This is a genomic window from Streptomyces sp. NRRL F-2664 (assembly GCF_000719345.1).
Taxonomy (GTDB): Bacteria; Actinomycetota; Actinomycetes; order Streptomycetales; family Streptomycetaceae; genus Streptomyces.
Genome location: NZ_JOFX01000002.1, coordinates 248,631 through 272,369, shown reverse-complemented (window position 1 = coordinate 272,369; position 23,739 = coordinate 248,631). Strand labels below are relative to the sequence as shown.

Genomic DNA, 23,739 nt, shown 5'->3' with positions numbered 1-23,739 from the left:
GCCGGGCGGCCCCGGTTGCGGGGCGGCCCCGCGGCCCCCGGGGGCACCGGAGGCTCCGGATCGGCCCCGGGCCGCGTCAGGCGGAGCGGCGGATGAGGAGGAGGGCGCGGTCGTCGTTGACGTCCTTGGCGACCTTTTCGATCAGGTGCCAGGCCGCGCCCTCCCAGCCGGCGGAGACATAGCGGTCGGCCTCGCCGGTGAGGCGGTCGATGCCCTCGCTGATCTCGCGGTCGGCGGTCTCGACGAGGCCGTCGGTGAAGAGCATCAGGACGTCGCCGCGGCGGAGGTTGCCGCGGGTGGGGGTGAACTCGGCTCCGTCGTAGACGCCGAGCAGCGGGCCCTCGCCGGACTTCTCCTGCCAGCGCCCGGTGCCGGCGCAGAGCTGGAGGGCGGGGAGGTGGCCGGCCGAGAGCAGTTCGTAGTCGCCGGTCCGCAGGTCGAGGACGAGGTGGATGGAGGTGGCGAAGCCCTCGTCCCAGTCCTGGCGGAGCAGGTAGCCGTTGGCGGCGGGGAGGAAGCCGTGCGGCGGGAGGGCGCCGAGCAGCCCGCCGAACGCGCCGGACAGCAGCAGGGCGCGGGATCCCGCCTCCATGCCCTTGCCGGAGACGTCGGTCAGGACGATCTCCAGGGTCCGGCCGCCGTTGGTGCGGGCGGCGACGACGAAGTCGCCGGAGAAGGACTGGCCGCCGGCGGGGCGCAGGGCCATCTCGCGGTGCCAGCCGCGCGGCAGTGCGGGCAGCTTGCTCTGTACGCGGATGCGTTCGCGCAGGTCGAAGAGCATGGTGCCGCCGCGCCGCCAGGGCACGCCGACGCGGCTGCGGAACTGCGCGATGACCAGCCCGAAGAAGCCGCAGGCCGCGACGACCAGCACGGTGCCGGGGGTGACGCGCGCCGGGCCCTGGGTGTACGGGCCGAGTACCAGGGCCTCGACGATCAGTGCGGCGGCCGAGGCGGCGTAGAGGGCGAGGAGGCTGGCGGGCCGCAGCAGGAGTCCGCCGGCCACGATGGGCAGGACGAGCGCGGACGGCGAGAACCAGACCGGGAGCATCAGCGTGCCGCAGGCTATGGCGGGAACGGTGAGCAGCAAACCGATGAAGGCGAGCCAGTCGGAGGCGTCGCCGCGGAAGTAGTCGACGGCCGATTTGCGCAGGACGGTGCGGCCCCGGTGCGACCGCATGCGCATCCGGGCCAGGAAGGTCTCCACGCGTGCTCCGGCCATTGCTTCGGGACCCTATCGATCCTGGCTGTGAATGCGCAGGGGTACCCCCGGACCCGGCCGCGGGGGTGGGGCGGGGAGTGCCCGAAATCAGCCGGGCCGGTAGGGATTGCCCTGGCGGGGATGGCCGTATGGCGCCGCATGGCTCTGGAGATGCACGGTTTGCGGGCCGGTGGGTGTGATGTCCGCTGTCGCAGCGCGAACATCCGTCCGGCTGCCGCGCGCTAGTGCCGCTGGCAGGTGGGGCACCAGAAGAGGTTGCGTGCGGCGAGGCCGGCGGTGCGGATCTCGTGGCCGCAGATGTGGCAGGGCAGGTTCGCCCGCCGGTAGACGTACACCTCGCCTCCGTGGTCGTCGACCCGCGGCGGCCGGCCCATCGCCTCGGGGAGGTGCTCGTCGCGGACGGTGTCGATGCGGTTGTAGCGCACGCCCTGGCGCATGAGGACCACGAGGTCCTGCCACATGGCGTCCCATTCGGCGCGGGTGAGGTCCTTGCCCAGGCGGTACGGGTCGATGCCGTGCCGGAAGAGGACCTCGGCGCGGTAGACGTTGCCGACGCCCGCGACGACCTTCTGGTCCATGAGCAGTGCGGCGACGGTGGTGCGGGAGCGGGAGATCCGGGCCCAGGCCCGGTCGGGGTCGTCGTCCGGGCGCAGCGGGTCCGGGCCGAGCCGTCCGTGTATCGCCTTCTTCTCCCCCTCGCCGATCAGGGCGCAGGCCGTGGGTCCGCGCAGGTCGGCGTAGTGCTCGTCGTTCAGCAGGCGCAGCCGTACCGTTTCGGTCGCGGGCGGGGCGGGGGCGGGGCCGAAGCCGAGCTTGCCGAAGAGTCCGAGGTGGATGTGGATCCAGGCGTCGCCCAGTTCGAGGAAGAGGTGCTTGCCGTGGGCCTCCGCGCTCTCCAGCGGGCGCCCGTCGAGCAGGGCCGCGCTCTCGGCGAAGCGGCCCTGGGGGCTGCTCACGCGGACCGGCCGGGCGGCGAACCGTTCGGTGTGGTCCTGGGCGAGGCGGTGGATCGTATGCCCCTCGGGCACGGCGCACTCCTGGGAAGGACGTCGACGGCCGTGCCGCCCACCTGGGGACGGCACGGCCGGAAGCGGGATCAGCCCTGCGGGTGGTGGGCCGGGATCGGGGGGAGCTCGCCGGTCTGCTCGTAGGCGGAGAGCATGTCGATGCGGCGGGTGTGGCGCTCCTCGCCGGAGTACGGGGTGGCCAGGAAGGCCTCGATGAAGCTGACGGCCTCGTCCTGCGTGTGCATGCGGCCGCCGACGGAGATGACGTTGGCGTTGTTGTGCTCACGGCCGAGCTGGGCGGTCTGGACGCTCCAGGCCAGGATGGCGCGGACGCCCTTGACCTTGTTCGCGGCGATCTGCTCTCCGTTGCCGGAGCCGCCGATCACGATGCCGAGGCTGCCCTCGTCCGCGGCGGTCTTCTCCGCGGCGCGGAGGCAGAAGGGCGGGTAGTCGTCCACGGCGTCGTAGATGTGGGGGCCACAGTCGACGGGCTCGTGGCCGTTGTTCTTGAGCCAGTCCACGAGGTGGTTCTTGAGCTCAAAGCCGGCATGGTCGGATCCGAGGTACACGCGCATGGGACGAGTGTGGCACGGGGAGCCCGGACGACCCGCAGTGGGTGTCGCGTAAGTCACTTCTAAAGCTCAAGTAAACCCAAAGAACGCAGATGGGACACGGCAGGACGTGGGTCCTGGACGTTCGTCCCAAGGCAACGATCCGGATTGAGGTCTTCCGTCCTGCGTTCATCTCAGGTTTGAATGCCGGGGCTCGCAACCCGAGAACCTAAGGATCCGTCCATGAGCTCCACGACGACCCTTCAGAAGGAAGGCAACCCCGCCGGCAACCCCGGTAACGGTCAGCCTTCCGACGGTCTGAAGGCCGGTCTCAAGAACCGCCACCTGTCCATGATCGCCATTGGCGGCGTCATCGGCGCCGGTCTCTTCGTCGGCTCCGGTGGCGGCATCGCCAAGGCCGGTCCCGCCATCCTGATCTCCTACGCGCTGGTCGGCGCGATGGTCGTCTTCGTGATGCGGATGCTGGGCGAGATGGCGGCCGCCAGCCCGAACTCGGGCTCCTTCTCGGCCTACGCCGACCGGGCGCTCGGCCGCTGGGCCGGCTTCTCCATCGGCTGGCTGTACTGGTTCTTCTGGGTCGTCGTGCTCGCGGTGGAGGCCACCGCCGGTGCCGCCATCCTGGAGAACTGGATACCGGCCGTCCCGCAGTGGGCCTGGGCCCTGATCGTGATGGCGGTGCTGACCGCCACCAACCTCGGCTCGGTCGCCTCCTACGGCGAGTTCGAGTTCTGGTTCGCGGGCATCAAGGTCGTCGCGATCGGCGCCTTCGTCGTCATCGGCATGCTGGCCGTCTTCGGCGTCCTGCCCGGCTCGGACAACCCCGGTGCGGGCTTCGCGCACCTGACCGACACCGGCGGCTTCTTCCCCAACGGCTACGGCGCGGTCCTGACCGGTGTGCTGATGGTCGTCTTCTCCTTCATGGGCAGCGAGATCGTCACCCTGGCGGCCGGCGAGTCGGAGAACCCGCGCAAGGCGGTCACGCAGGCCACCAACTCCGTCATCTGGCGCATCGGCGTCTTCTACCTCGGCTCGATCTTCGTCGTGCTGACGCTGCTCCCCTGGAACGACAAGTCGATCACCGAGAAGGGCTCGTACGTCGCCGCCCTCGACTCGATCGGTATCGCGAACGCCGGCACGATCATGGAGGTCATCGTCCTGACCGCCGTGCTGTCCTGCCTGAACTCCGGCCTCTACACCGCCTCCCGCATGGCCTTCTCGCTCGGTGAGCGCGGCGACGCCCCCAAGTCGTTCGCCAAGGTCAACGCCAAGGGCGTGCCGGTTGCCGCGATCCTCGGCTCGACGGTCTTCGGCTTCGTCGCCGTCTACTTCAACTACGCGTTCAAGGACACGGTCTTCAACTTCCTCCTGAACTCCTCCGGTGCGATCGCGCTCTTCGTGTGGCTGGTGATCTGCTTCACCCAGCTGAAGATGCGCGGGATCCTGGTCCGCGAGGCCCCGGAGAAGCTGACCGTGAAGATGTGGCTCTTCCCGTGGCTCACCTGGGCCACCGCCGCACTGATCCTGTTCGTGATCGGCTACATGTTCGTGGACGACGCCAACCGCGAGGTGGTCACCCTGTCCACCGTCGTCGCCGGCCTGGTCGTGGCCGTCGGCGTGGTCCTGGACTTCCGCCGCAAGCGGACCGCCGTCCAGGGCTGACCGGCCCGCACCCGTCCCGTACGTACGCCGGAGCCCGGCCCGCCTCGTCAGGCGGGCCGGGCTCCGGCCGATACGGGGGCGCTCCGGGGCCGGGCTCAGCCGCGGCGGCCGACCAGCTTCCAGGCGGCCGGCAGGGCACCCATCGCGAGGGCCGCCTTGAGGGCGTCGCCGATCAGGAACGGCGTCAGGCCCGCCGCGACGGCCGCGCCCAGCGACATCCCGGTGGCGGCCATGAGGTACGGCACACCCACCGCGTAGATCACCGCGGAGCCGAGCACCATCGTGCCCGCCGTACGCAGGACCGACCGGTCGGCACCGCGGCGGGCGAGGGCGCCGGCGACGGTGGCGGCGAGCAGCATCCCGAGCACGTAGCCGAAGGAGGCACCGCCGGCGCCGGAGGTGCCACCCGCGAACCACGGCACCCCGGCCATGCCGACGAGGGCGTACAAGGCCAGGGAGAGGAAGCCGCGGCGGGCGCCGAAGGCGGTGCCGACGAGCAGCGCGGCGAAGGTCTGGCCGGTGACGGGGACCGGGGAGCCGGGGACGGGCACGGCGATCTGCGCGGCGATCCCGGTGAGGGCGGCGCCGCCGACCACGAGCGCGATGTCGCGCACGCGGCTCGCGGGCAGCAGGTCGGCGAGGACGGCGCCGGGCCGGAGGGAGACGGAAGCAGTGCTCATGAGGGGGCTCCGCGAGGTGGTGGGGGTGGGGACGATCACCGACGTTAGTGCGCGCCCCGTGGCCGCCCCACCGCCGCCCGGTACAAAGCCCCGCTCCCCGCGTTGGTGGGGAATGCACAAAGCGCGCTCCCCCGATCGGATCGGCGTGATCCTCGTCACGAGCAACATCTGACAACACGTCCGTTTTGCACGGACGGCCGCCGCTCAGCAAGACTGTTGGATCCCGCCAAGCCAAGCGCGGGCCCCCATCACCGCTGGGCCGAACGAGAGTACGAGCACTCCTCATGCGTGAGCGCCTGCCAGAAGCACCTCCCACGACGGGCGACCTGCCCGCGGAACCCCTCAGCCACAGCCTCAAGCAGCGCCACCTGACCATGCTGGGGCTGGGCGGTGTGATCGGCGCCGGCCTCTTCGTCGGCTCCGGCGCCGGCATCGGCATCGCCGGTCCCGCGATCATCTGCTCCTACCTCCTCGCCGGCGTCCTCGCGATGCTCGTCATGCGCGCGCTCGGCGAGATGTCGGCCGCGATGCCCGCCTCCGGCTCCTTCTCCGTCTACGCGGAGCGGGCGCTCGGCCGCTGGGCCGGCTTCTCGGCGGGCTGGCTGTACTGGTTCCTGCTGGTCGTGGTGCTCGCGGTCGAGGCCACCGGAGCCGCGAAGATCGCGAACGGCTGGGTGCCCGCGGTCGACCAGTGGATCTGGGTGCTGCTCTTCATGGTCGTCTTCACCGTGAGCAACCTGGCCGCGGTGAAGAACTTCGGCGAGTTCGAGTTCTGGTTCGCCGCCCTCAAGGTCGGCGCGATCGTGCTCTTCCTGGTCCTCGGCACCCTCGCGATCTTCGGCGTGCTCCCGGACACCGACCCGGTGGGGATGGCCAACCTCACCGGGCACGGCGGATTCTTCCCCGAGGGCTTCGGCGGCGTGGTCGCCGGCATGCTCGCCGTCATCTTCGCCTTCGGCGGCCTGGAGGTCGTCACCATCGCGGCCGCCGAGTCAGACGACCCGGCCCGGTCGGTGTCCCGCGCCGTGCGCAGCGCCGTGTGGCGCATCCTCTTCTTCTACGTCGGCTCGATGGTGGTCATCGTGACCCTGCTGCCGTGGGACTCGCTGGAGCCGGGGCAGAGCCCGTACGTCGCCGTCCTCGACTCGATCGGGATCCCGGCAGCCGGCCAGATCATGAACATCGTGGTGTTCGTGGCCCTGCTGTCGGCGCTCAACGCGAACCTGTACGGCTCCTCGCGCATGGTGTTCTCGCTCGCCGAGCGCGGCGAGGCGCCGATGGGGCTGCTGAAGGTCTCGGGCGGCGGCGTGCCGCGCCGGGCGGTGTTCGCGTCGGTGGCCTTCGGCTTCGTCTCGGTGGTGCTCAACCTGCTGTGGCCGGACACGATCTTCCTCTACATGCTGAACGCCGTCGGCGCCGTCCTGCTGTTCGTGTGGGCGCTGATCGCCGTCTCGCAGCTGAAGCTCCGCCGCCGGATCGAGCAGGACATGCCCGAGCGGCTGACGCTGCCGATGTGGCTGTTCCCGTACGCCACCTGGGCCGCGCTCGCCGGGATGGCGGCGGTCCTGGTCCTGATGCTGTTCGACGACTCCGCGCGGCCGCAGCTGCTGTGGTCGACGGGCGCCGCCCTGCTGGTGCTCGCCGTGGCGGGCGTCCGCGAGCTGCGCGAGCGGCGCACCGGCTGACCCCGCGTCCGTCCGCGGACACCCTCAGGACCCCCGTGCCCCGGCGCGGGGGTCCTGTCCGTCCGGTGGTTCCCCGTCCCCGGGACGTGCGGACGTGATCACGATCCGTGAAGCGGGCGTCCGAATATCGGACGAAAGACGTCCGGTCAGCGGACGCTCGGCACACTGGGGCCCGCTCCACCCCCGCACCGGACAGGCACCCACCCCATGAGCCACAGCACCACCGTCGCACCTCCCGAGCCCCCGCCGACCGACTCAGGGGCCTCCCCCCTCGGCAACGGACTCAAGCAGCGCCACCTCTCGATGATCGCCCTCGGCGGCGTCATCGGCGCCGGCCTCTTCGTCGGGTCCGGAGCCGGCATCGCCGCGGCGGGTCCCTCGATCGTGCTCGCCTACGCCGCGTCCGGACTGCTCGTGATGTTCGTGATGCGGATGCTCGGCGAGATGTCCGCCGCCGACCCGGCCTCCGGCTCCTTCTCGGTGCACGCCGAGCGGGCGATCGGCCCGTGGGCCGGCTTCACCGCCGGGTGGATGTTCTGGACGCTGCTGTGCGTGGGCGTGGCCATCGAGGCCATCGGCGCGGCGCACATCATGACGGGCTGGTTCCCGGGTACCCCGTCGTGGATGTGGGTGCTGGTCTTCATGGCGCTGTTCTGCGGCTCCAACCTGGCGGCCGTCTCGAACTTCGGCGAGTTCGAGTTCTGGTTCTCCGCCCTCAAGATCGGCGCCATCGGCCTCTTCCTGGGCCTGGGTGTGCTGGCCGTCCTCGGCCTGCTGCCGGGCACCGGCGCCCCCGGCACCGCCAATCTGCTGCCCGACGGCGGCTTCCTGCCGCGCGGCGTGGACGGCCTGCTGGTCGGCCTGCTGGCCTCGGTCGTCGCCTACGGCGGGCTGGAGACGGTCACCATCGCCGCCGCCGAGTCGCAGGACCCGGTCAGGGGCGTGGCCAAGGCGGTGCGGACCACCATGTGGCGGATCGCCGTCGTCTACGTCGGCTCCATGCTCGTCATCGTCACCCTGCTGCCGTGGAACGACCCGAAGGTCACCGAGCAGGGCCCGTACGCGGCCACCCTGGACCACCTGGGCATCCCCGCGGCCGGCCAGATCATGAACGCGGTCGTCCTGGTCGCACTGCTGTCCGCGATGAACGCGAACATCTACGGCTCCTCGCGCATGGCCTACTCCCTCGTCGCCCGCGGCCAGGGTCCCAAGGCGCTCGGCAGGCTCGCCGGCCGGGTGCCGCGCCGGGCGGTGCTCGCCTCCTCCGGCTTCGGCTTCGTCACCGTCCTGCTGTCGTACTGGTACCCGGACACCCTCTTCGCCTGGCTGCTGAACATGGTCGGCGGGGTCATCCTCGTCGTCTGGGGCTTCATCGCCGTGTCGCAGGTCGTGCTGCGCCGCCGCCTGGAGCGCGAGGCCCCCGAGAAGCTCGTCGTGCGCATGTGGGGCTTCCCGTACCTGACCTGGGTGGCGCTGGCCGGGGTGGCCGGGGTCCTGGCGCTGATGGCGCTGGGCGAGGACACCCGCGTCCAGGTGTTCTTCACCGGCGGGCTCACGGTCGCCCTCGCCGCGATCGGCTACGTCCTGCAGCGCCGGTCGGCGGCCACGGCCCGCTGACGACCCCGACCGCAGGTGGGCCCCGTGCGAGCGCACGGGGCCCACCTGCGTTCCACAGAGGCAACCCTTACGTGTGAGCTGGAATAGATGCTGCTAGCGTGCAGTTGCGCATTAATTGCAATTAGCGATTGGCACGCCGAGGGGACCGGAAACACGCATGGCCATCTACACGCTTCCTGAACTTCCGTACGACTACGCGGCGCTGGAGCCGGTGATCAACCCGCAGATCATCGAGCTGCACCACGACAAGCACCACGCGGCCTACGTCACGGGCGCCAACAACACGCTGGAGCAGCTGGCGGAGGCGCGCGACAAGGAGAACTGGGGCGCGCTCAACGGCCTGGAGAAGAACCTCGCGTTCCACCTCTCCGGGCACATCCTGCACAGCATCTACTGGCACAACATGGCGAGCCCGAAGACCGGCGAGGGCGGCGGCGAGCCGACCGCGGCCGACGGCCTGGGCGACCTGGCCGACGCGATCACCGAGTCGTTCGGCTCGTTCGAGAAGTTCAAGAAGCAGCTGACCTTCGCCTCCTCCGCCACGCAGGGCTCCGGCTGGGGCGTGCTCGCGTACGAGCCCGTCAGCGGACGCCTGGTCGTCGAGCAGGTCTACGACCACCAGGGCAACGTGGGCGTGGCCAGCACCCCGATCCTGGTTTTCGACGCCTGGGAGCACGCCTTCTACCTGCAGTACAAGAACCAGAAGGTGGACTTCATCGAGGCCATGTGGAACGTCGTCAACTGGCAGGACGTCTCCCGGCGCTACGCCGACGCCAAGGCCAACACCCCGCTGCTGATCCCCGTCAAGGGCTGATCGCACCCCCGAGCCCGTCCGCCTCGTGATCGTCTTCTCCACCTTCACCGGCGGGCGTGTCCAGCAGAAGACCCCCGTGAGGACGTGACTCACGGGGGTCTTCTGTGTGCTCGTGTGCGCCGTGCGGACTACTCGAAGCGGGGACCTTCGGTGCGGGTCCGCTTGATCTCGTAGAAGCCCGGGGTGGAGGCGACGAGCAGGGTGCCGTCCCACAGCCGGGCGGCGGCCTCGCCGCGCGGGGTCGGGGTGACGACCGGGCCGAAGAAGGCGACGTCGCCCTCGCCGTCGGCGCCCGGAACGGAGATCACGGGGGTGCCGACCTCCTGGCCCACCCGGTCGATGCCGTTGTTGTGCGAGGCGCGCAGCACCTCGTCGTACTCGTCGGAGTCGGCGTACGCGATCAGCTCGGCCGGCAGGCCGACCTCGGCCAGCGCCTCGGCGATCACCTCGCGGGTGGGACCCTTGTCCTCGTTGTGGATGCGGGTGCCGAGCGCGGTGTAGAGCTTGCCGGTCACCTCGTCGCCGTGCTTCTGCTGGGCCGCTATGACGACGCGCACGGGGGCCCAGCCCTTGGGGCCGAGCAGCTCCCGGTAGACCTCGGGCAGCTCGTCGAGCTTGTTCTCGTTGAGGACGGCGAGGCTCATCACGTGCCACCGCACTTCGACGTCGCGGACCTTCTCGACCTCCAGCATCCAACGGGACGTCATCCAGGCCCAAGGGCAGAGCGGGTCGAACCAGAAGTCGACCGGCGTCTTCTCGCGCACCCGGGTCTCGGTCATGTCTCTCCTCGGTGTCGGTCTCGGGTGGAAAAAGGCATCAACGGCGCATGTCCTCCGTGGCCAACCAGGACGCCCTCGCACGCATTCCCCCCGTGCGAGGATTCGACCCAAGAACGCGATCACGCACGAAGGAGTGCAGGTGCCCGGAGAGAATCTGTCCCGCGAGGAGGCCCGCGAGCGGGCCGAGCTGCTGACCGTCGACGCCTACGAGGTCGCCCTCGACATCAGGTCCGCGGTGGACGAGGCGGAGCCGGCGCAGGGCCCGCGGACCTTCCGCTCGGTGACGACGATCCGCTTCCGGTCCGCGGCCCCCGGCGCCGCCACCTTCGCGGACCTGATCGCCCCCTCGGTCAACTCCGTCACCCTGAACGGGCGGGCGCTGGACGTGGCCGCCGTCTTCGACGGGGCCCGGATCGCCCTGGACGATCTGGCCTCCGAGAACGTGCTGGTGGTCGACGCGAACTGCGCCTACAGCCGGACCGGCGAGGGCCTGCACCGCTTCGTGGACCCGGAGGACGGCGAGGTCTACCTGTACACGCAGTACGAGCCGGCCGACGCCCGGCGCGTGTACGCGAACTTCGAGCAGCCGGACCTGAAGGCGCCCTACCGCTTCGAGGTGACGGCACCGGAGGGCTGGCAGGTCTGGAGCAACGGCGCCGAGGAGTCCCGCGAGGGGCAGACCCGCCGGTTCGCCGAGACCGCGCCCATCTCCACGTACATCACCTGTGTGGTGGCGGGGCCCTACCACTACGTGACGGACACCTACACCCGCGGGGACCTGACGATCCCGCTGGGCGCGATGTGCCGCAAGGGACTGGCCAAGCACTTCGACGCCGACGACGTCTTCCTCGTCACCAAGCAGGGCTTCGACCTCTTCCACGAGATCTTCGACTACCCCTACCCCTTCGGCAAGTACGACCAGGCCTTCGTGCCGGAGTACAACCTGGGCGCCATGGAGAACCCGGGGATGGTGACCTTCCGCGAGGAGTACATCTTCCGCGGCAAGGTCACGCAGGCGTCGTACGAGCGGCGCGCGAACGTCGTCCTGCACGAGATGGCGCACATGTGGTTCGGCGACCTGGTCACCATGAAGTGGTGGGACGACCTGTGGCTGAAGGAGTCCTTCGCGGACTTCATGGGCTCCTTCGGGCTCGTCGAGGCCACCCGCTTCGACCAGGCGTGGGTGACCTTCGCCAACAGCCGCAAGTCGTGGGCCTACCGCGCCGACCAGCTGCCGTCCACCCACCCGATCACGGCCGACATCCGCGACCTGGAGGACGCGAAGCTGAACTTTGACGGCATCACCTACGCCAAGGGCGCGGCGGTGCTCAAGCAGCTGGTCGCCTACGTCGGGCGGGAGGCGTTCCTGGAGGGCGCGCGCCGCTACTTCAAGGCGAACGCGTACGGGAACACCACCCTGGACGACCTGCTGTCGGTGCTCGGCGAGGTGTCCGGGCGGGACATGACCGAGTGGTCGCGGGCCTGGCTGCAGACGGCGGGCGTGAACGCGCTCACCCCGGTGGTGACCTACGACGCGGCGGGGCGGATCACCGAGCTCGCGGTCGTCCAGGAGGGCGACGAGCTCCGGCCGCACCGGATCGGCGTCGGCCTGTACCGGCTGGAGCCGGACGGCGCGCTGGTCCGCTACGCGCGGGCCGAGGCGGACGTCGCCGGCGCCCGTTCGGTGATCGGGGAGCTGGCCGGTGCCGACCGGCCCGACCTGGTCCTGGTGAACGACGAGGACCTCACCTACTGCAAGATCCGCTTCGACGAGGGGTCGCTGGCCACGCTGCGCGGACACCTCGGCGACCTGACGGACCCGCTGGCCCGGGCCCTGAGCTGGTCGGCGCTGTGGAACCTCACGCGGGACGGCCTGATGCCGGCGCGCGACTTCGTCGCGCTGCTGCTGGCGCACGCGGGCCGGGAGACCGACGTCGGCGTCCTGCAGATGCTGCACGCGCAGGCCCTGACGGCGGTCACGCACTACGCGGCTCCCGACCGGCGCGAACAGAGCGGCCGGGACCTGGCGGCGGGTGCGCTGCACGAGCTGCGGGTGGCCGAGCCGGGTTCGGAGCACCAGCTGACCTGGGCCCGGTTCTTCGCGGCGTGCGCGGCGACCGAGGGCGACTTCCAGCTGCTGCGCGGACTGCTGGAGGGGTCGGCGCGGATCGACGGGCTGGAGGTGGACCAGGAAATGCGCTGGGACCTCCTGCTGCCGCTGGCGGCGCACGGGGCGGTGGACGAGGGCGTCCTCGCCGCGGAACTGGCCCGGGACGACACGGCGTCGGGCAAGCGGCACCAGGTCCGGTGCCTGGCGGCGCGTCCCTCGCAGGCGGTCAAGGACCAGGCGTGGGCGGCGGTCGTGGAGTCGGATGCGCTCTCCAACGCCCTGGTGGAGGCGACGATCGCGGGCATGCAGCAGTCCTCGCAGCGGGAGCTGCTGGCGGCCCACACGGGACGCTACTTCGAGGTGATCGAGCGGGTGTGGGCGGACCGGTCGATCCAGATCGCGATGGACGTCGTCAGGGGGCTCTACCCCTCGCTGCAGGGCGACGCCGCCACGCTGGAGGCCACGGACGCGTGGCTGGCCGGGCACGAGGACGCCGCCCCCGCCCTGCGCCGCCTGGTGCTGGAGTCCCGCGACGACCTGGCCCGGGCCCTGCGCGCCCAGGCGTGCGACGCGGCGGGAGCCTGACCTGCGGCGCCGCTGCCGGGGGCGCCGCCCCCGGCAGCAGCGGTCCGGGGACGCGGCGCGGCAGGCTATCGGCAGTCGAACGCCCGTACTTTAGCCCCAGCTTGTCCGCATTTGCCGACAGGCGTGTAACAGGGGTTAGCGAGGCCATGGCCTGAGGGAATCACTGCGTCATGAACCACAACGCACCCCTCCCCCTCGCCCACCTCACCGGCAACCGCCCCCGCGTGCTGACCCTCGCACAGCTGCGCGAACACGGCGTGAGCGCCTCCGACGCCGCCGAGCGGCCGTGGCGGCAGATCCTGCCCGGTGTGTTCCTGCTCCACTCCGGGCCGGCGACCAGCGAGGAGCGGCTGCACGCGGCGCTGCTGTACGCGGGGCGGCGCGGCGGGGGCGAGGGCATGATCACCGGGCTGGCGGCGCTGGCGCTGTACCGCTTCGCCTCCGCGCCGCCGCTGCTCGCCCTCGCACACATCGACGTCCTGGTGCCGGGCATCCGGCGGCTGCGGTCCACCGGCGACGTCCGCATCGTGCGTGCGCACACCCCGCCCCGGCCGCAGGAGGTCACCGGACTGCCGGTGGCGCCGGTCGCGCGGGCCGTCGCCGACGCCGTCGCGCAGCTCTCCGACGCGGGCACGGTTCGGCGGCTGCTCAGCGAGGCCGTCCGCAGCGGGCACTGCGAACCGGCGGCGATCGTACGGGAGCTGACGGTGGCCCGGCTGCTGAACCGGGAGCACGTGGTCGACGCCGTCGAGTCCCTCCTGGCGGAGGGCAGGGCCATGGCCGAGGACCGGCTGTACCACCTCGTACGGGGGCACGAGCTCCCCGACCCCGTCTGGAACGTGGACCTGCGGATCCCCGGCGGCCCGCACCTCGGCGGGGTCGACGCGTACTGGCCCGAGCACTCCGTGGCGGTGGAGATCGACACCCGCGCCCCGCGCCAGGGCGAGGACGAGGAGTGGTCCGAGTGCGTGCGCAAGCGGGAGACGCTGGAGCGGCTCGGGGTGACCGTCGTGCACATCACCCCGCGCAAGCTCCGCGACTGGCCCGAGCAGCAGGCCGCGGTCATCCGGACCGCCCTGACGGCGTCCGACGACCGCGAGCCCGCCGCCTATCTGGTGGTGCTGCCCAGGTGAGGCGAGTATTCCGGGGTGCTCCACAGCAGCCGCCCCGGGTGCAGCGCCTCCACCACCGACTCCACCCGGAAGCGGGTGCGGCGGCCGCCGTCGGTCGCGAACTCCGTCCGGGCCCGGCCGCTGAGCTGGAGGACGGCCCCCGTCTCCCAATCCGGGAAGAGCAGTCCGGCCCGCGGGTCCGCGGTCAGGTTCCCGAGGGTCAGGAACATCGCGTTCCCCGCGTAGTCCGCCCAGGCCAGCTCGGCGGGGGAGAGCACGTCCACGAAGCCGGGCAGGCCGCCGCGGTGACTTGCGTCGACCCCGTCCGCCTCCGCCGTGGTGGCGACGAAGAAGGTGTCGGCGCTCCGCACGGCATCCACCTGGCCGGGGGTCAGGGCCTCCCCGCGGCGCACGACGCCGGCCCCCTGCGCCACCCGCTCCAGCGGCTGCCGCTTCTGCAGGTACTTGGGGCAGTTGGCGAAGACCTGTTCGGCCTCGACGGCGAAGCCCCGAGGGGTCGCCGAGAGGGTCCCGTTCAGCCGCATCCGGCGCCGGGTGCGCGGGTCGAGCGCGAGGGTCCCGACGCGGGTCCCGTCCGCGGCCAGCGCCTCGGCGAGGGGGTCCGCGGCGGGTACGCCTCCCGCGACGGAGATCCGGTGCGGGCCGGTGGCCCGCACGAAGCCGGGCGGGCCGGTGAGCAGCGAGGCCCACATCCGGCCGGCTCCGTCGGCGGCCCCGACGACCAGGTGCGGCTGGAGTTCCAGGAAGGCCGCGGCGACATCGCGGATGCCCGTACCGATCGAGCGGCCGACGTGCTCGGCCGCCCCGCGTACGCCCACCCGCTCCTGCACCGCCAGCGAACCCCAGTGGTAGGCGCCGGGCATTAGAAGAACCCGCAGGTCGGCGCCCCGGCGACGGGGGCGGGCGCGCCTTCGGCCCCGGCCGGTACGGAGATCTCCAGACGGGTGCCGTCGGGGTCGTGGAAGAAGATGCCGCCGGAGGCGGCGCCCTCGCCGTGCGCGACCACACCCTCGTAGGCGAACACGACGCCCAGGCCGCGCAGCCGCTCCTCGTACCCGCGCACCTCCTCGACTCCGCCCGCCGAGAACGCCAGGTGGTGCAGTCCGGCCGCGGCCGGCGCGAAGGAGCCGGTGGCCTGCTGCCAGAGCGCGAGGGCGAGCGCGCCGTCCCGGCCGAGCAGGGCGAAGCGGCGGTCCTCCTCCTTGCCCTCGGCCAGGACCTCGAAGTCGAGGGCGTCCCGGTAGAAGGCGAGTGAGCGCTCGATGTCGGTGACGTTGAGGCCGACGTGCCCGGTGCGGAGGGTGCTGATGGCGGTGGTCATGACGGGTCCTTCCCCGAAGACTGCTTCCACGAGTTCTAACCTTCTAAATGCAATTTAAAGGTTAGAACAGGAGGCGTCAACCGCTCACGTACTCTTGAGTGGTTAGCGAGCGAGGAGACGGACATGACGACGGCGGACGCACGGCCCCTGACCGGGGAGCCGATCGCCCTCGACCTGCTGAACACCCGCTGGGTGCAGGAGGGCGAGCCCGTCGACCTCTTCGCCGGCGCCTTCGGGCTGAGCAGGGTCGAAGGGCTCGCCGTGTGGCTGGAGTCCGCCGGGCTGGCCGGCCGCTTCCGGGCCGACGCCCCCACCCTCGTCCACCTGATGACCGCACGCGAGGCACTGGCCCGCGCGGTCGCGGACCCGGCCGACGCGGGCGCCCGCGCCCTGGTCGACGCCGTACTGGAGCACGGCCGCATCCGCGCCACCCTGACCGCGCAAGGGCCGGGTGAGCGGGCCGAGTTCGACGACCCGTCCTGGGGTCCGGCCTGGACGGCCGCCCGGAACTACCTTGAGCTGCTGGCCTCCGCGCCCGATCGGATCCGCAAGTGCGCCGCGGAGACCTGCGTCCTGCACTTCCACGACACCTCGCGCAACGGCACCCGGCGCTGGTGCTCGATGTCCGCCTGCGGAAACCGGGCGAAGGCCTCGCGCCACTACGCGCGCACGCGCGAGCGCTGACGGGGCGAAATCTGTCACACCCGGGTCGGCGGACCATCCCGCACCGGTAGCGGCGCGAGGCCTCCAAGTCGACAAAGCCACTCTTCGACCCCCGAGGTTCGCACCACTGTGCCCCGATACGGCCTCACTGGCGGATGTTCCGCGCTGGCGGGTCTCCGCCACCGCAGGTCTCGGTCGATGACATCCCTCCCCAAAGACCTGTCGGTTGAGGAAAGCTGACCGGTCATCCGGCACCGAAATCCGGACCGTATCTTTCACTTACCAGGGATGCTGATGACCCTCGAATCCCCCGGCTCCATACCCGGGGCCAGACGCGTCGCGCGCGTCGCGGCCGCGGCCGGCCTGGTCGCCGCCCTCGCGGCGACCGGCGCCGCGCCCGCGTTCGCGGCGACCGGCGCGGAGACCCCGGGCACCTCGCCCGCGGTCAAGACCGCCGATCAGAAGCTCGGTTCGGCCGACGTCGAGCTCCTCCAGGAGGCCAAGGCCAAGGGTGACGCGAACGTCACCGTCATGGTCGCGACGGCCCCCGGCCAGACCAAGCAGGTCGCCGAGCAGCTGGACGCCGTCCAGGGCGCCTCGGTCGGCCGGACGTACGACAACCTCGGTTACGTGCGCGCCACCCTGCCGACCGGCAAGGCGGAGGCCGCGCTGAAGGCGGCCGCCAAGCTGTCCTCGGTGCACGGCATCGACCTGCGGCACGAGATCCAGCTGCCGGACCCGCGTCCCGACGCCGGCCGGGAGGCCGGCACGGTGAAGAAGACCGCGGCCGAGTCGTACGCGGCGCCGGACAAGGACACCCCGGCGAAGAACCCGTACAACCCGTCCTTCGAGACCGGCGCGGTCGACTTCGTCGCGAACAACCCGCAGGCCGACGGCCGCGGCGTGACCATCGGCATCATGGACTCGGGTGTCGACCTCGGCCACCCGGCCCTGCAGAAGACCACCACCGGCGAGCGCAAGATCGTCGACTGGGTGACGGCCACCGACCCGATCACCGACAGCGACGGCACCTGGCGCGCGCAGATCACCCCGGTGACCGCCGCGGGCGGCTCCTTCACCGCGGGCGGCCAGAGCTGGAAGGCGCCCGAGGGCAGCTTCCAGTGGAGCCGGTTCAGCGAGTCGATCACGGCCACCGGCGACATGGCGGGCGACGTCAACCGCGACGGTGACACCACCGACCGGTTCGGCATGCTCTACGACGCCGCCGCCGGAACCGTCCGCGTCGACACCGACCAGGACGGCGACTTCACGAACAACGAGCCGATGAAGCCGTACAAGGACGGCTACCAGATCGGCTACTTCGGCACGGACAACCCGGCGACCGAGGTCGCCGAGCGGATTCCGTTCGTGATCGAGATCCGCAAGGACGTCCCGATGGACCCGCTGGGCGGGGACTGGGTCGGCAAGAAGGCCGACTTCGTCAACATCGGCATCATCGAGTCCGAGCACGGCACGCACGTCGCCGGCATCACCGCCGCCAACGGCCTGTTCGGCGGCAAGATGAACGGCGGGGCGCCCGGCGCCAAGCTGGTCTCCTCGCGCGCCTGCTCCTGGTCCGGCGGCTGCACCAACATCGCGCTGACCGAGGGCATGATCGACCTCGTCGTCAACCGCGGCGTCGACATCGTCAACATGTCGATCGGCGGCCTGCCCGCGCTGAACGACGGCAACAACGCGCGCGCCGAGCTCTACCGCAACCTCGTCGACACCTACGGCGTCCAGCTGGTCATCTCGGCCGGCAACTCCGGCCCCGGTGTCAACACCATCGGCGACCCGGCCCTCGCGGACAAGGTCATCTCCGTGGGCGCCTCGGTCTCGAAGGAGACGTGGGCCGCGAACTACGGCTCGGGCGTGAGCACGAAGTACAACATGTTCCCCTTCTCCTCGCGCGGTCCGCGTGAGGACGGCGGCTTCACGCCGACCATCAGCGCCCCCGGCGCGGCCATCAACACCATCCAGACCTGGCTGCCCGGCGCGCCGGTGAAGGAGGCGGGCTACGCCCTGCCGGCCGGCTACGGCATGCTCCAGGGCACCTCGATGGCGTCGCCGCAGGCGGCGGGCGCGAGCGCGCTGCTGATCTCGGCCGCGAAGCAGCAGGGCATCAAGCTGACCCCGGCCTCCCTGCGGATCGCGCTCACCAGCTCCGCCAAGAAGATCGACAACGTCCCGGCGCACGCGCAGGGTTCGGGCCTGATCGACGTGAACGGCGCGTGGGAGTCCGTCCAGCGCGACGCGAAGGCCAACGAGTTCACCGTCAAGGCGCCGGTCGACACCGCGATCGACCAGTTCCTGAAGACCCCGGGCTTCGGCACCGGCCTGTACGACCGCGAGGGCGGCCTCAAGGTCGGCCAGAAGAAGGTCTACAACGTCGTCGTCACCCGCACCACGGGCGTCAAGTACGGCACCCGGCACGACCTGAGCTGGCGCAACAACGACGGCACCTTCAAGGTCGTCGGCGGCTACGACTACGTCACCCTGCCGCTGAACAAGCCCGTCACCATCAAGGTCGAGGCCAACGCCAAGACCGCCGGCGTCCACAGCGGCATCCTGCAGCTGGACGACGAGACCACCGAGGGCATCGACAAGCAGATCCTCACGACCGTCGTGGCTTCCGCCCCCCTGGCCGCGCCGTCGTTCTCCCTGTCGCAGTCCGCCTCGGTGCAGCGCAACTCGCACACGTCGTACTTCGTGACCGTTCCGCCGGGCGCCAAGAGCCTGGAGGTCGCCCTCAGCGGTCTCGCGGCGGGCGCCCAGACGCGCTTCATCGCGATCCACCCGTACGGCGTGCCGGTCGACCCGACGGCCACGACGAACTGCTACCCGAACTACGACAACCCGGCCAACACCTGCCGGCCCGACGTGCGCTCGTACCCCGAGCCGACGCCGGGCGTCTGGGAGATCGAGGTCGAGGCCCGCCGTACGTCGCCGGTCCTGGACAACCCGTACAAGCTGGACGTCTCCGTGCTCGGCGCGGCCTTCGACCCCGCGGTCAAGGTCCTGCCCGAGGTGAAGCAGGGCACCCCGGCGCCCGTCCAGTGGAGCGTCAAGAACGGCGGCGCGGCCATCAGCGGCGGCAAGCTCAAGGGCGGTCCGCTGGGCTCCGCGAAGGTCGCCAAGCCGACCATCGCCAACGGTGAGACCCACACCACCGAGATCGCGGTGCCGGCCGGCACCTCGCGCCTCGACGTCGCGATCGGCAAGGTGTCCGACACCGCCGCCGACCTCGACCTCGAGGTCTACAAGGACGGCGTCAAGGTCGGCTCCGCCGCCGACGGCGACTCCGAGGAGTCCGTGAGCCTGGTCAACCCGGCCGCGGGCACCTACACGGTCAAGGTGATCGGCTACGCGGTCCCGGCCGGCTCCACCACGTACGACTACCGCGACGTGTTCTTCTCGGCCGCCCTGGGCTCCGTTCAGGTCGACGAGGCCGCCGCGGTGAACCTCGCCACCGGCGCCACCGCGCAGGTCTCGGCGAACGTCCTGGTCACCAGCGCGGCCCCCGAGGGCCGCCAGTTCTTCGGCCAGGTCGAGCTGCTCAACGCCCGCGGCACCGCCGCCGGCACCGGCAGCGTGCAGATCGAGAAGGTCCTCCCGTAGCACCTTGCGCAGGGAACCCGAGGGGGCGGCGCTCTGACGAGCGCCGCCCCCTCGGGCCGTTCCGCGGCCCGCCACCTGCCGGGCGCGGGCACGGTGGATCCCTCCAGGGGCGGGTTTCGGCCTTCGGTCGATCATGTCCGGAGAGCGGACGCGACAGACCGGACGTCAACCCGCCCCCACCAGGCAGAACGGGCACACAGCGGGCCCAGGACAAGGCCGCCGGGCACCCGTCACGGGTGTTCGCATGCAGAACACCGTCCGGTCCTCGGACAATGGATTGGACAAGGCTCGTGGGGTCGAACGCATGATGGCCCCACGCGCGCACGCGACGTACGGATCAAGAGGAGTCAACGTGAGGGTCGGAATCGTCGGAGCCACCGGTCAGGTCGGCGCAGTCATGCGCGGCATCCTCGCCGAGCGCAAGTTCCCGGTGGACGAGCTGCGCCTGTTCGCCTCGGCCCGGTCCGCCGGCTCGACGATCGAGTGGGAGGGCCGCGAGATCACCGTCGAGGACGCCTCCACGGCCGACTACACCGGCCTGGACATCGTGCTCTTCTCCGCGGGCGGCGCCACCTCGAAGGCCCTGGCCGAGAAGGTCGCCGCACAGGGCGCCGTCGTGATCGACAACTCCTCCGCCTGGCGCAAGGACCCCGAGGTCCCCCTCGTCGTCTCCGAGGTCAACCCGCACGCGATCAAGAACCGGCCCAAGGGCATCATCGCGAACCCGAACTGCACCACCATGGCGGCCATGCCGGTGCTGCGCCCGCTCCACGACGAGGCCGGCCTGTCCGCCCTGATCGCCACCACCTACCAGGCCGTGTCCGGCTCCGGCCTGGCCGGTGTCGCCGAACTCGACGGCCAGGTCAAGGCCGTCTCCGAGGGCGCGACCGGGCTGGTCCACGACGGCGCGGCCGTCGACTTCCCCGAGCCGGGCGTCTACAAGCGTCCGATCGCCTTCAACGTGCTGCCGCTCGCGGGCTCGATCGTCGACGACGGCTCCTTCGAGACCGACGAGGAGCAGAAGCTCCGCAACGAGTCCCGCAAGATCCTGGAGATCCCCGGGCTCAAGGTCTCCGGCACCTGCGTGCGCGTGCCGGTCTTCTCCGGCCACTCCCTCCAGATCAACGCCCGCTTCGACCGCCCGATCAGCGTCGAGCGCGCCTACGAGCTGCTGAAGGAAGCGGCGGGCGTGGAGCTCTCCGAGATCCCGACCCCGCTGCAGGCCGCCGGCCAGGACGCCTCGTACGTGGGCCGCATCCGCGTCGACGAGACGGTGGAGAACGGCCTCGCGCTGTTCGTGTCGAACGACAACCTCCGCAAGGGCGCCGCGCTGAACGCGGTCCAGATCGCGGAGCTCGTCGCCGAGGAACTGCGCGGCTGACCCGCCGGGACACCGGGGAGGGCGGCCGCCACCGGCGCCCTCCCTCCCACCGGTGCGGGGGCGCGGCCCCCGCGGCGGTGCGTTCGCCCGTGGATTACTCCGGGGCGGTGACCCGTCCCCCCGTGGAAGGATGGCGGGGCAACGTCACCATCGAAGGAGATGACCGCGTGCCAGGCACGAACCTCACCCGTGAAGAGGCTCAGCAGCGTGCGAAGCTGCTCACCGTCGACTCGTACGAGATCGAACTCGATCTCAGCGGTGCGCAGGAGGGCGGCACCTACCCGTCCGTGACCACCGTGCGCTTCCAGTCGGCCGAGGCCGGGGCGGAGACCTTCATCGACCTGGTCGCCCCCGCGGTGCACGAGGTCGTCCTCAACGGCAAGTCGCTCGACGTCGCGGCCGTCTTCCGCGACTCCCGGATCGCGCTGGCGCACCTCGCGGCCGGGGCCAACGAACTGCGGGTCGTCGCGGACTGCGCGTACACCAACACCGGTGAGGGCCTGCACCGCTTCGTCGACCCGGTCGACCAGCAGGCCTACCTCTACACCCAGTTCGAGGGGCCGGACGCGCGGCGGGTCTTCGCCAGCTTCGAGCAGCCCGACCTGAAGGCCACCTTCCAGTTCACCGTGAAGGCCCCCGAGGGCTGGACGGTCATCTCGAACTCCCCGACGCCCGAGCCCGCGGACGTCAAGGACAACGTCTGGCGCTTCGAGCCGACGCCGCGCATCTCCTCGTACATCACCGCCCTGATCGTCGGCCCGTACCACGCGGTGCACAGCTCCTACGAGGGCCCCGACGGCCAGTCCGTGCCGCTCGGCATCTACTGCCGGCCCTCGCTCGCCGAGTTCCTCGACGCGGACGCGATCTTCGACGTGACCCGGCAGGGCTTCGACTGGTTCCAGGAGAAGTTCGCCTACGCCTACCCGTTCGCCAAGTACGACCAGCTCTTCGTGCCGGAGTTCAACGCGGGCGCGATGGAGAACGCGGGCGCGGTCACCATCCGCGACCAGTACGTCTTCCGCTCGAAGGTGACGGACGCTGCGTACGAGGTGCGCGCGGAGACCATCCTCCACGAGCTCGCCCACATGTGGTTCGGCGACCTCGTCACCATGGAGTGGTGGAACGACCTGTGGCTGAACGAGTCGTTCGCCACCTACACGTCCATCGCGTGCCAGGCGTACGCGGAGGGCTCGAAGTGGCCGCACGCGTGGACCACCTTCGCCAACTCGATGAAGACGTGGGCCTACCGGCAGGACCAGCTGCCGTCCACGCACCCGATCATGGCGGACATCCGCGACCTCGACGACGTGATGGTCAACTTCGACGGCATCACCTACGCCAAGGGCGCCTCGGTGCTCAAGCAGCTCGTCGCCTACGTCGGCACGGACGCGTTCTTCCAGGGCGTGCAGGCCTACTTCAAGGCGCACGCCTTCGGCAACACCCGCCTGTCGGACCTGCTGGGCGCGCTGGAGGAGACCTCGGGCCGCGATCTGACCGCCTGGTCGAAGGCGTGGCTGGAGACGGCCGGCATCAACGTCCTGCGCCCGGAGATCACCACCGACGCCGACGGCGTGATCACCGCCTTCGGCATCCGCCAGGAGGCGCCGCCGCTGCCCGCCGGGGCGAAGGGCGAGTCGACCCTGCGCCCGCACCGCATCGCCGTGGGCCTGTACGAGCTCCAGGACGGCGCGCTCGTGCGCACCGACCGGATCGAGCTGGACATCGACGGTGCCCTGACGACGGTGCCGGAGCTGGTGGGCCGGGCCCGCCCGACCGTGGTCCTGCTGAACGACGACGACCTGTCGTACGCGAAGGTCCGCCTCGACGAGGAGTCCCTCGCGGCGGTCACCGCCCACATCGGCGACTTCGCGGAGTCGCTGCCGCGCGCCCTGTGCTGGGCCTCGGCCTGGGACATGACCCGTGACGGCGAGCTCGCCACCCGCGACTACCTCTCGCTGGTGCTCTCGGGCATCGGCAAGGAGTCCGACATCGGCGTCGTGCAGTCCCTGCACCGGCAGGTGAAGCTGGCCATCGACCTGTACGCCGACCCGGCGTGGCGGGAGGAGGGCCTGGCGGCCTGGACCGAGGCCACTCTGGAGCACCTGCGCGCCGCGGAGCCGGCCGGCGACCACCAGCTGGCGTGGGCCCGGGCCTTCGCGGCGACCGCCCGGACGCAGGAGCAGCTGGCCTTCCTGTCGGCGCTGCTGGACGGCTCGGCCGAGATCGAGGGCCTGGCCGTCGACACCGAGCTGCGGTGGGCGTTCCTGGAGCGGCTGGCCGCGACGGGTGTCGCGGACGAGCCGGCGATCGCGGCGGAGCTGGAGCGGGACGCGACGGCGGCCGGCGAGCGCCACGCGGCGACGGCGCGGGCGGCCCGCCCGACGGCGGAGGCCAAGGCCGGGGCGTGGGCCTCGGTGGTGGAGTCCGGCGACCTGCCGAACGCGGTGCAGGAGGCGGTGATCGGCGGCTTCGTGCAGACCGACCAGCGCGAGCTGCTGGCGCCGTACACCGAGAAGTACTTCGCGGCGGTCAAGGAGGTCTGGGACACCCGCAGCCACGAGATCGCCCAGCAGATCGCGGTGGGCCTCTACCCGGCGCTCCAGGTCTCGCGGGAGACGCTGGACGCGACGGACGCGTGGCTCGCCTCCGCAGAGCCGAACGCCGCGCTGCGGCGGCTGGTCTCGGAGTCCCGCGCGGGCGTCGAGCGAGCGCTGAAGGCCCAGGCGGCCGACGCCGCTGCGGCTGCCGCTGCCGCTCAGGTCTAGGGCCCCGGGCCCGATACGGGGCTCCGCCCCCGGACCCCCGCGCCTCAAACGCCGGCGGGGCTGGATCCACCAGCCGCCCGGCGTTCGGGGCGCGGGGTCCGCTCTTTCGGCCTCGCCGGCGCTCGGGGCAC

Annotated in this window: 17 protein-coding genes; 10 read left to right on the top strand and 7 right to left on the bottom strand. The window is 71.4% G+C overall.

Annotated features, from left to right (window positions below):
- Positions 1 to 76: 76 nt before the first annotated feature.
- From IF89_RS0103485 to IF89_RS0103475, 3 genes are all read right to left on the bottom strand, one after another.
- Positions 77 to 1,219 carry a PP2C family protein-serine/threonine phosphatase gene (locus IF89_RS0103485; protein ID WP_030760885.1) on the bottom strand — a complete coding sequence of 381 codons (1,143 nt, stop codon included), beginning with the start codon at positions 1,217 to 1,219 and terminating at the stop codon, positions 77 to 79.
- Between the two features lie 221 nt (positions 1,220 to 1,440).
- Entirely contained in the window at positions 1,441 to 2,247 is an 807-nt protein-coding gene (locus IF89_RS0103480) for an Fpg/Nei family DNA glycosylase (RefSeq protein ID WP_030760882.1), read from the bottom strand.
- 68 nt (positions 2,248 to 2,315) lie between these two features.
- Positions 2,316 to 2,801, bottom strand: coding sequence for a ribose-5-phosphate isomerase (locus IF89_RS0103475; RefSeq protein WP_030036244.1), 486 nt, complete (start codon positions 2,799 to 2,801; stop codon positions 2,316 to 2,318).
- A gap of 219 nt (positions 2,802 to 3,020) precedes the next feature.
- On the opposite strand from IF89_RS0103475, the gene IF89_RS0103470 reads away from it, so the two are divergent.
- Complete coding sequence (locus IF89_RS0103470; protein ID WP_030760880.1) at positions 3,021 to 4,457, top strand: amino acid permease; 1,437 nt, start codon at positions 3,021 to 3,023, stop codon at positions 4,455 to 4,457.
- A 95-nt stretch (positions 4,458 to 4,552) separates the two neighbouring features.
- Here IF89_RS0103470 and IF89_RS0103465 read toward each other — a convergent pair whose 3' ends face one another.
- A complete protein-coding gene (locus IF89_RS0103465) occupies positions 4,553 to 5,137 on the bottom strand; it encodes a biotin transporter BioY (RefSeq protein ID WP_030760877.1) in 585 nt (194 codons plus the stop codon).
- Between the two features lie 284 nt (positions 5,138 to 5,421).
- Here IF89_RS0103465 and IF89_RS0103460 point away from each other — a divergent pair, with 284 nt between their 5' ends.
- The 3 genes from IF89_RS0103460 (at position 5,422) to IF89_RS0103450 (ending at position 9,253) form a co-directional block, all read left to right on the top strand.
- Complete coding sequence (locus IF89_RS0103460) at positions 5,422 to 6,822, top strand: amino acid permease (protein WP_030760874.1); 1,401 nt, start codon at positions 5,422 to 5,424, stop codon at positions 6,820 to 6,822.
- A 207-nt stretch (positions 6,823 to 7,029) separates the two neighbouring features.
- A complete protein-coding gene (locus tag IF89_RS0103455) occupies positions 7,030 to 8,439 on the top strand; it encodes an amino acid permease (protein WP_030760871.1) in 1,410 nt (469 codons plus the stop codon).
- A gap of 157 nt (positions 8,440 to 8,596) precedes the next feature.
- Positions 8,597 to 9,253, top strand: a complete 657-nt coding sequence (locus IF89_RS0103450) for a superoxide dismutase (RefSeq protein WP_030760868.1) — start codon at positions 8,597 to 8,599, stop codon at positions 9,251 to 9,253.
- 128 nt (positions 9,254 to 9,381) lie between these two features.
- Here the strand turns inward: IF89_RS0103450 and IF89_RS0103445 are convergent, their stop codons facing one another.
- A complete protein-coding gene (locus tag IF89_RS0103445; protein WP_030760865.1) occupies positions 9,382 to 10,032 on the bottom strand; it encodes a DsbA family protein in 651 nt (216 codons plus the stop codon).
- Positions 10,033 to 10,171: 139 nt separating this feature from the next.
- On the opposite strand from IF89_RS0103445, the gene pepN (IF89_RS0103440) reads away from it, so the two are divergent.
- On the top strand, positions 10,172 to 12,727 hold the full coding sequence (gene pepN / locus IF89_RS0103440) for an aminopeptidase N (RefSeq protein ID WP_030760862.1): 2,556 nt from the start codon (positions 10,172 to 10,174) through the stop codon (positions 12,725 to 12,727).
- Between the two features lie 170 nt (positions 12,728 to 12,897).
- The gene (locus IF89_RS0103435) at positions 12,898 to 13,860 is read left to right on the top strand and encodes a hypothetical protein (RefSeq protein ID WP_030760859.1); all 963 of its coding nucleotides are present in this window, start codon (positions 12,898 to 12,900) and stop codon (positions 13,858 to 13,860) included.
- Here IF89_RS0103435 and IF89_RS0103430 read toward each other — a convergent pair.
- The gene (locus IF89_RS0103430) at positions 13,836 to 14,723 is read right to left on the bottom strand and encodes a pyridoxamine 5'-phosphate oxidase family protein (protein WP_030760856.1); all 888 of its coding nucleotides are present in this window, start codon (positions 14,721 to 14,723) and stop codon (positions 13,836 to 13,838) included. The two genes, IF89_RS0103435 and IF89_RS0103430, sit on opposite strands and share 25 nt — an antisense overlap.
- Positions 14,723 to 15,181 (bottom strand): VOC family protein, encoded by a 459-nt coding sequence (locus IF89_RS0103425; RefSeq protein ID WP_030760853.1) that lies wholly within the window; start codon positions 15,179 to 15,181, stop codon positions 14,723 to 14,725. Before IF89_RS0103425 ends, IF89_RS0103430 begins: the two co-directional genes overlap by 1 nt.
- 123 nt (positions 15,182 to 15,304) lie before the next feature.
- On the opposite strand from IF89_RS0103425, the gene IF89_RS0103420 reads away from it, so the two are divergent.
- The 4 genes from IF89_RS0103420 (at position 15,305) to pepN (IF89_RS0103405) (ending at position 23,608) form a co-directional block, all read left to right on the top strand.
- Positions 15,305 to 15,865, top strand: coding sequence for a CGNR zinc finger domain-containing protein (locus IF89_RS0103420; protein WP_030760850.1), 561 nt, complete (start codon positions 15,305 to 15,307; stop codon positions 15,863 to 15,865).
- Positions 15,866 to 16,138: 273 nt separating this feature from the next.
- Positions 16,139 to 19,462 (top strand): S8 family serine peptidase, encoded by a 3,324-nt coding sequence (locus IF89_RS0103415; RefSeq protein WP_030760847.1) that lies wholly within the window; start codon positions 16,139 to 16,141, stop codon positions 19,460 to 19,462.
- Positions 19,463 to 19,814: 352 nt separating this feature from the next.
- Positions 19,815 to 20,843, top strand: coding sequence for an aspartate-semialdehyde dehydrogenase (locus IF89_RS0103410; protein ID WP_030760844.1), 1,029 nt, complete (start codon positions 19,815 to 19,817; stop codon positions 20,841 to 20,843).
- A 167-nt stretch (positions 20,844 to 21,010) separates the two neighbouring features.
- Positions 21,011 to 23,608: an aminopeptidase N gene (gene pepN / locus IF89_RS0103405; protein ID WP_030760841.1), complete on the top strand. Its 2,598-nt coding sequence runs from the start codon at positions 21,011 to 21,013 to the stop codon at positions 23,606 to 23,608.
- The last annotated feature ends 131 nt before the right edge of the window (positions 23,609 to 23,739 follow it).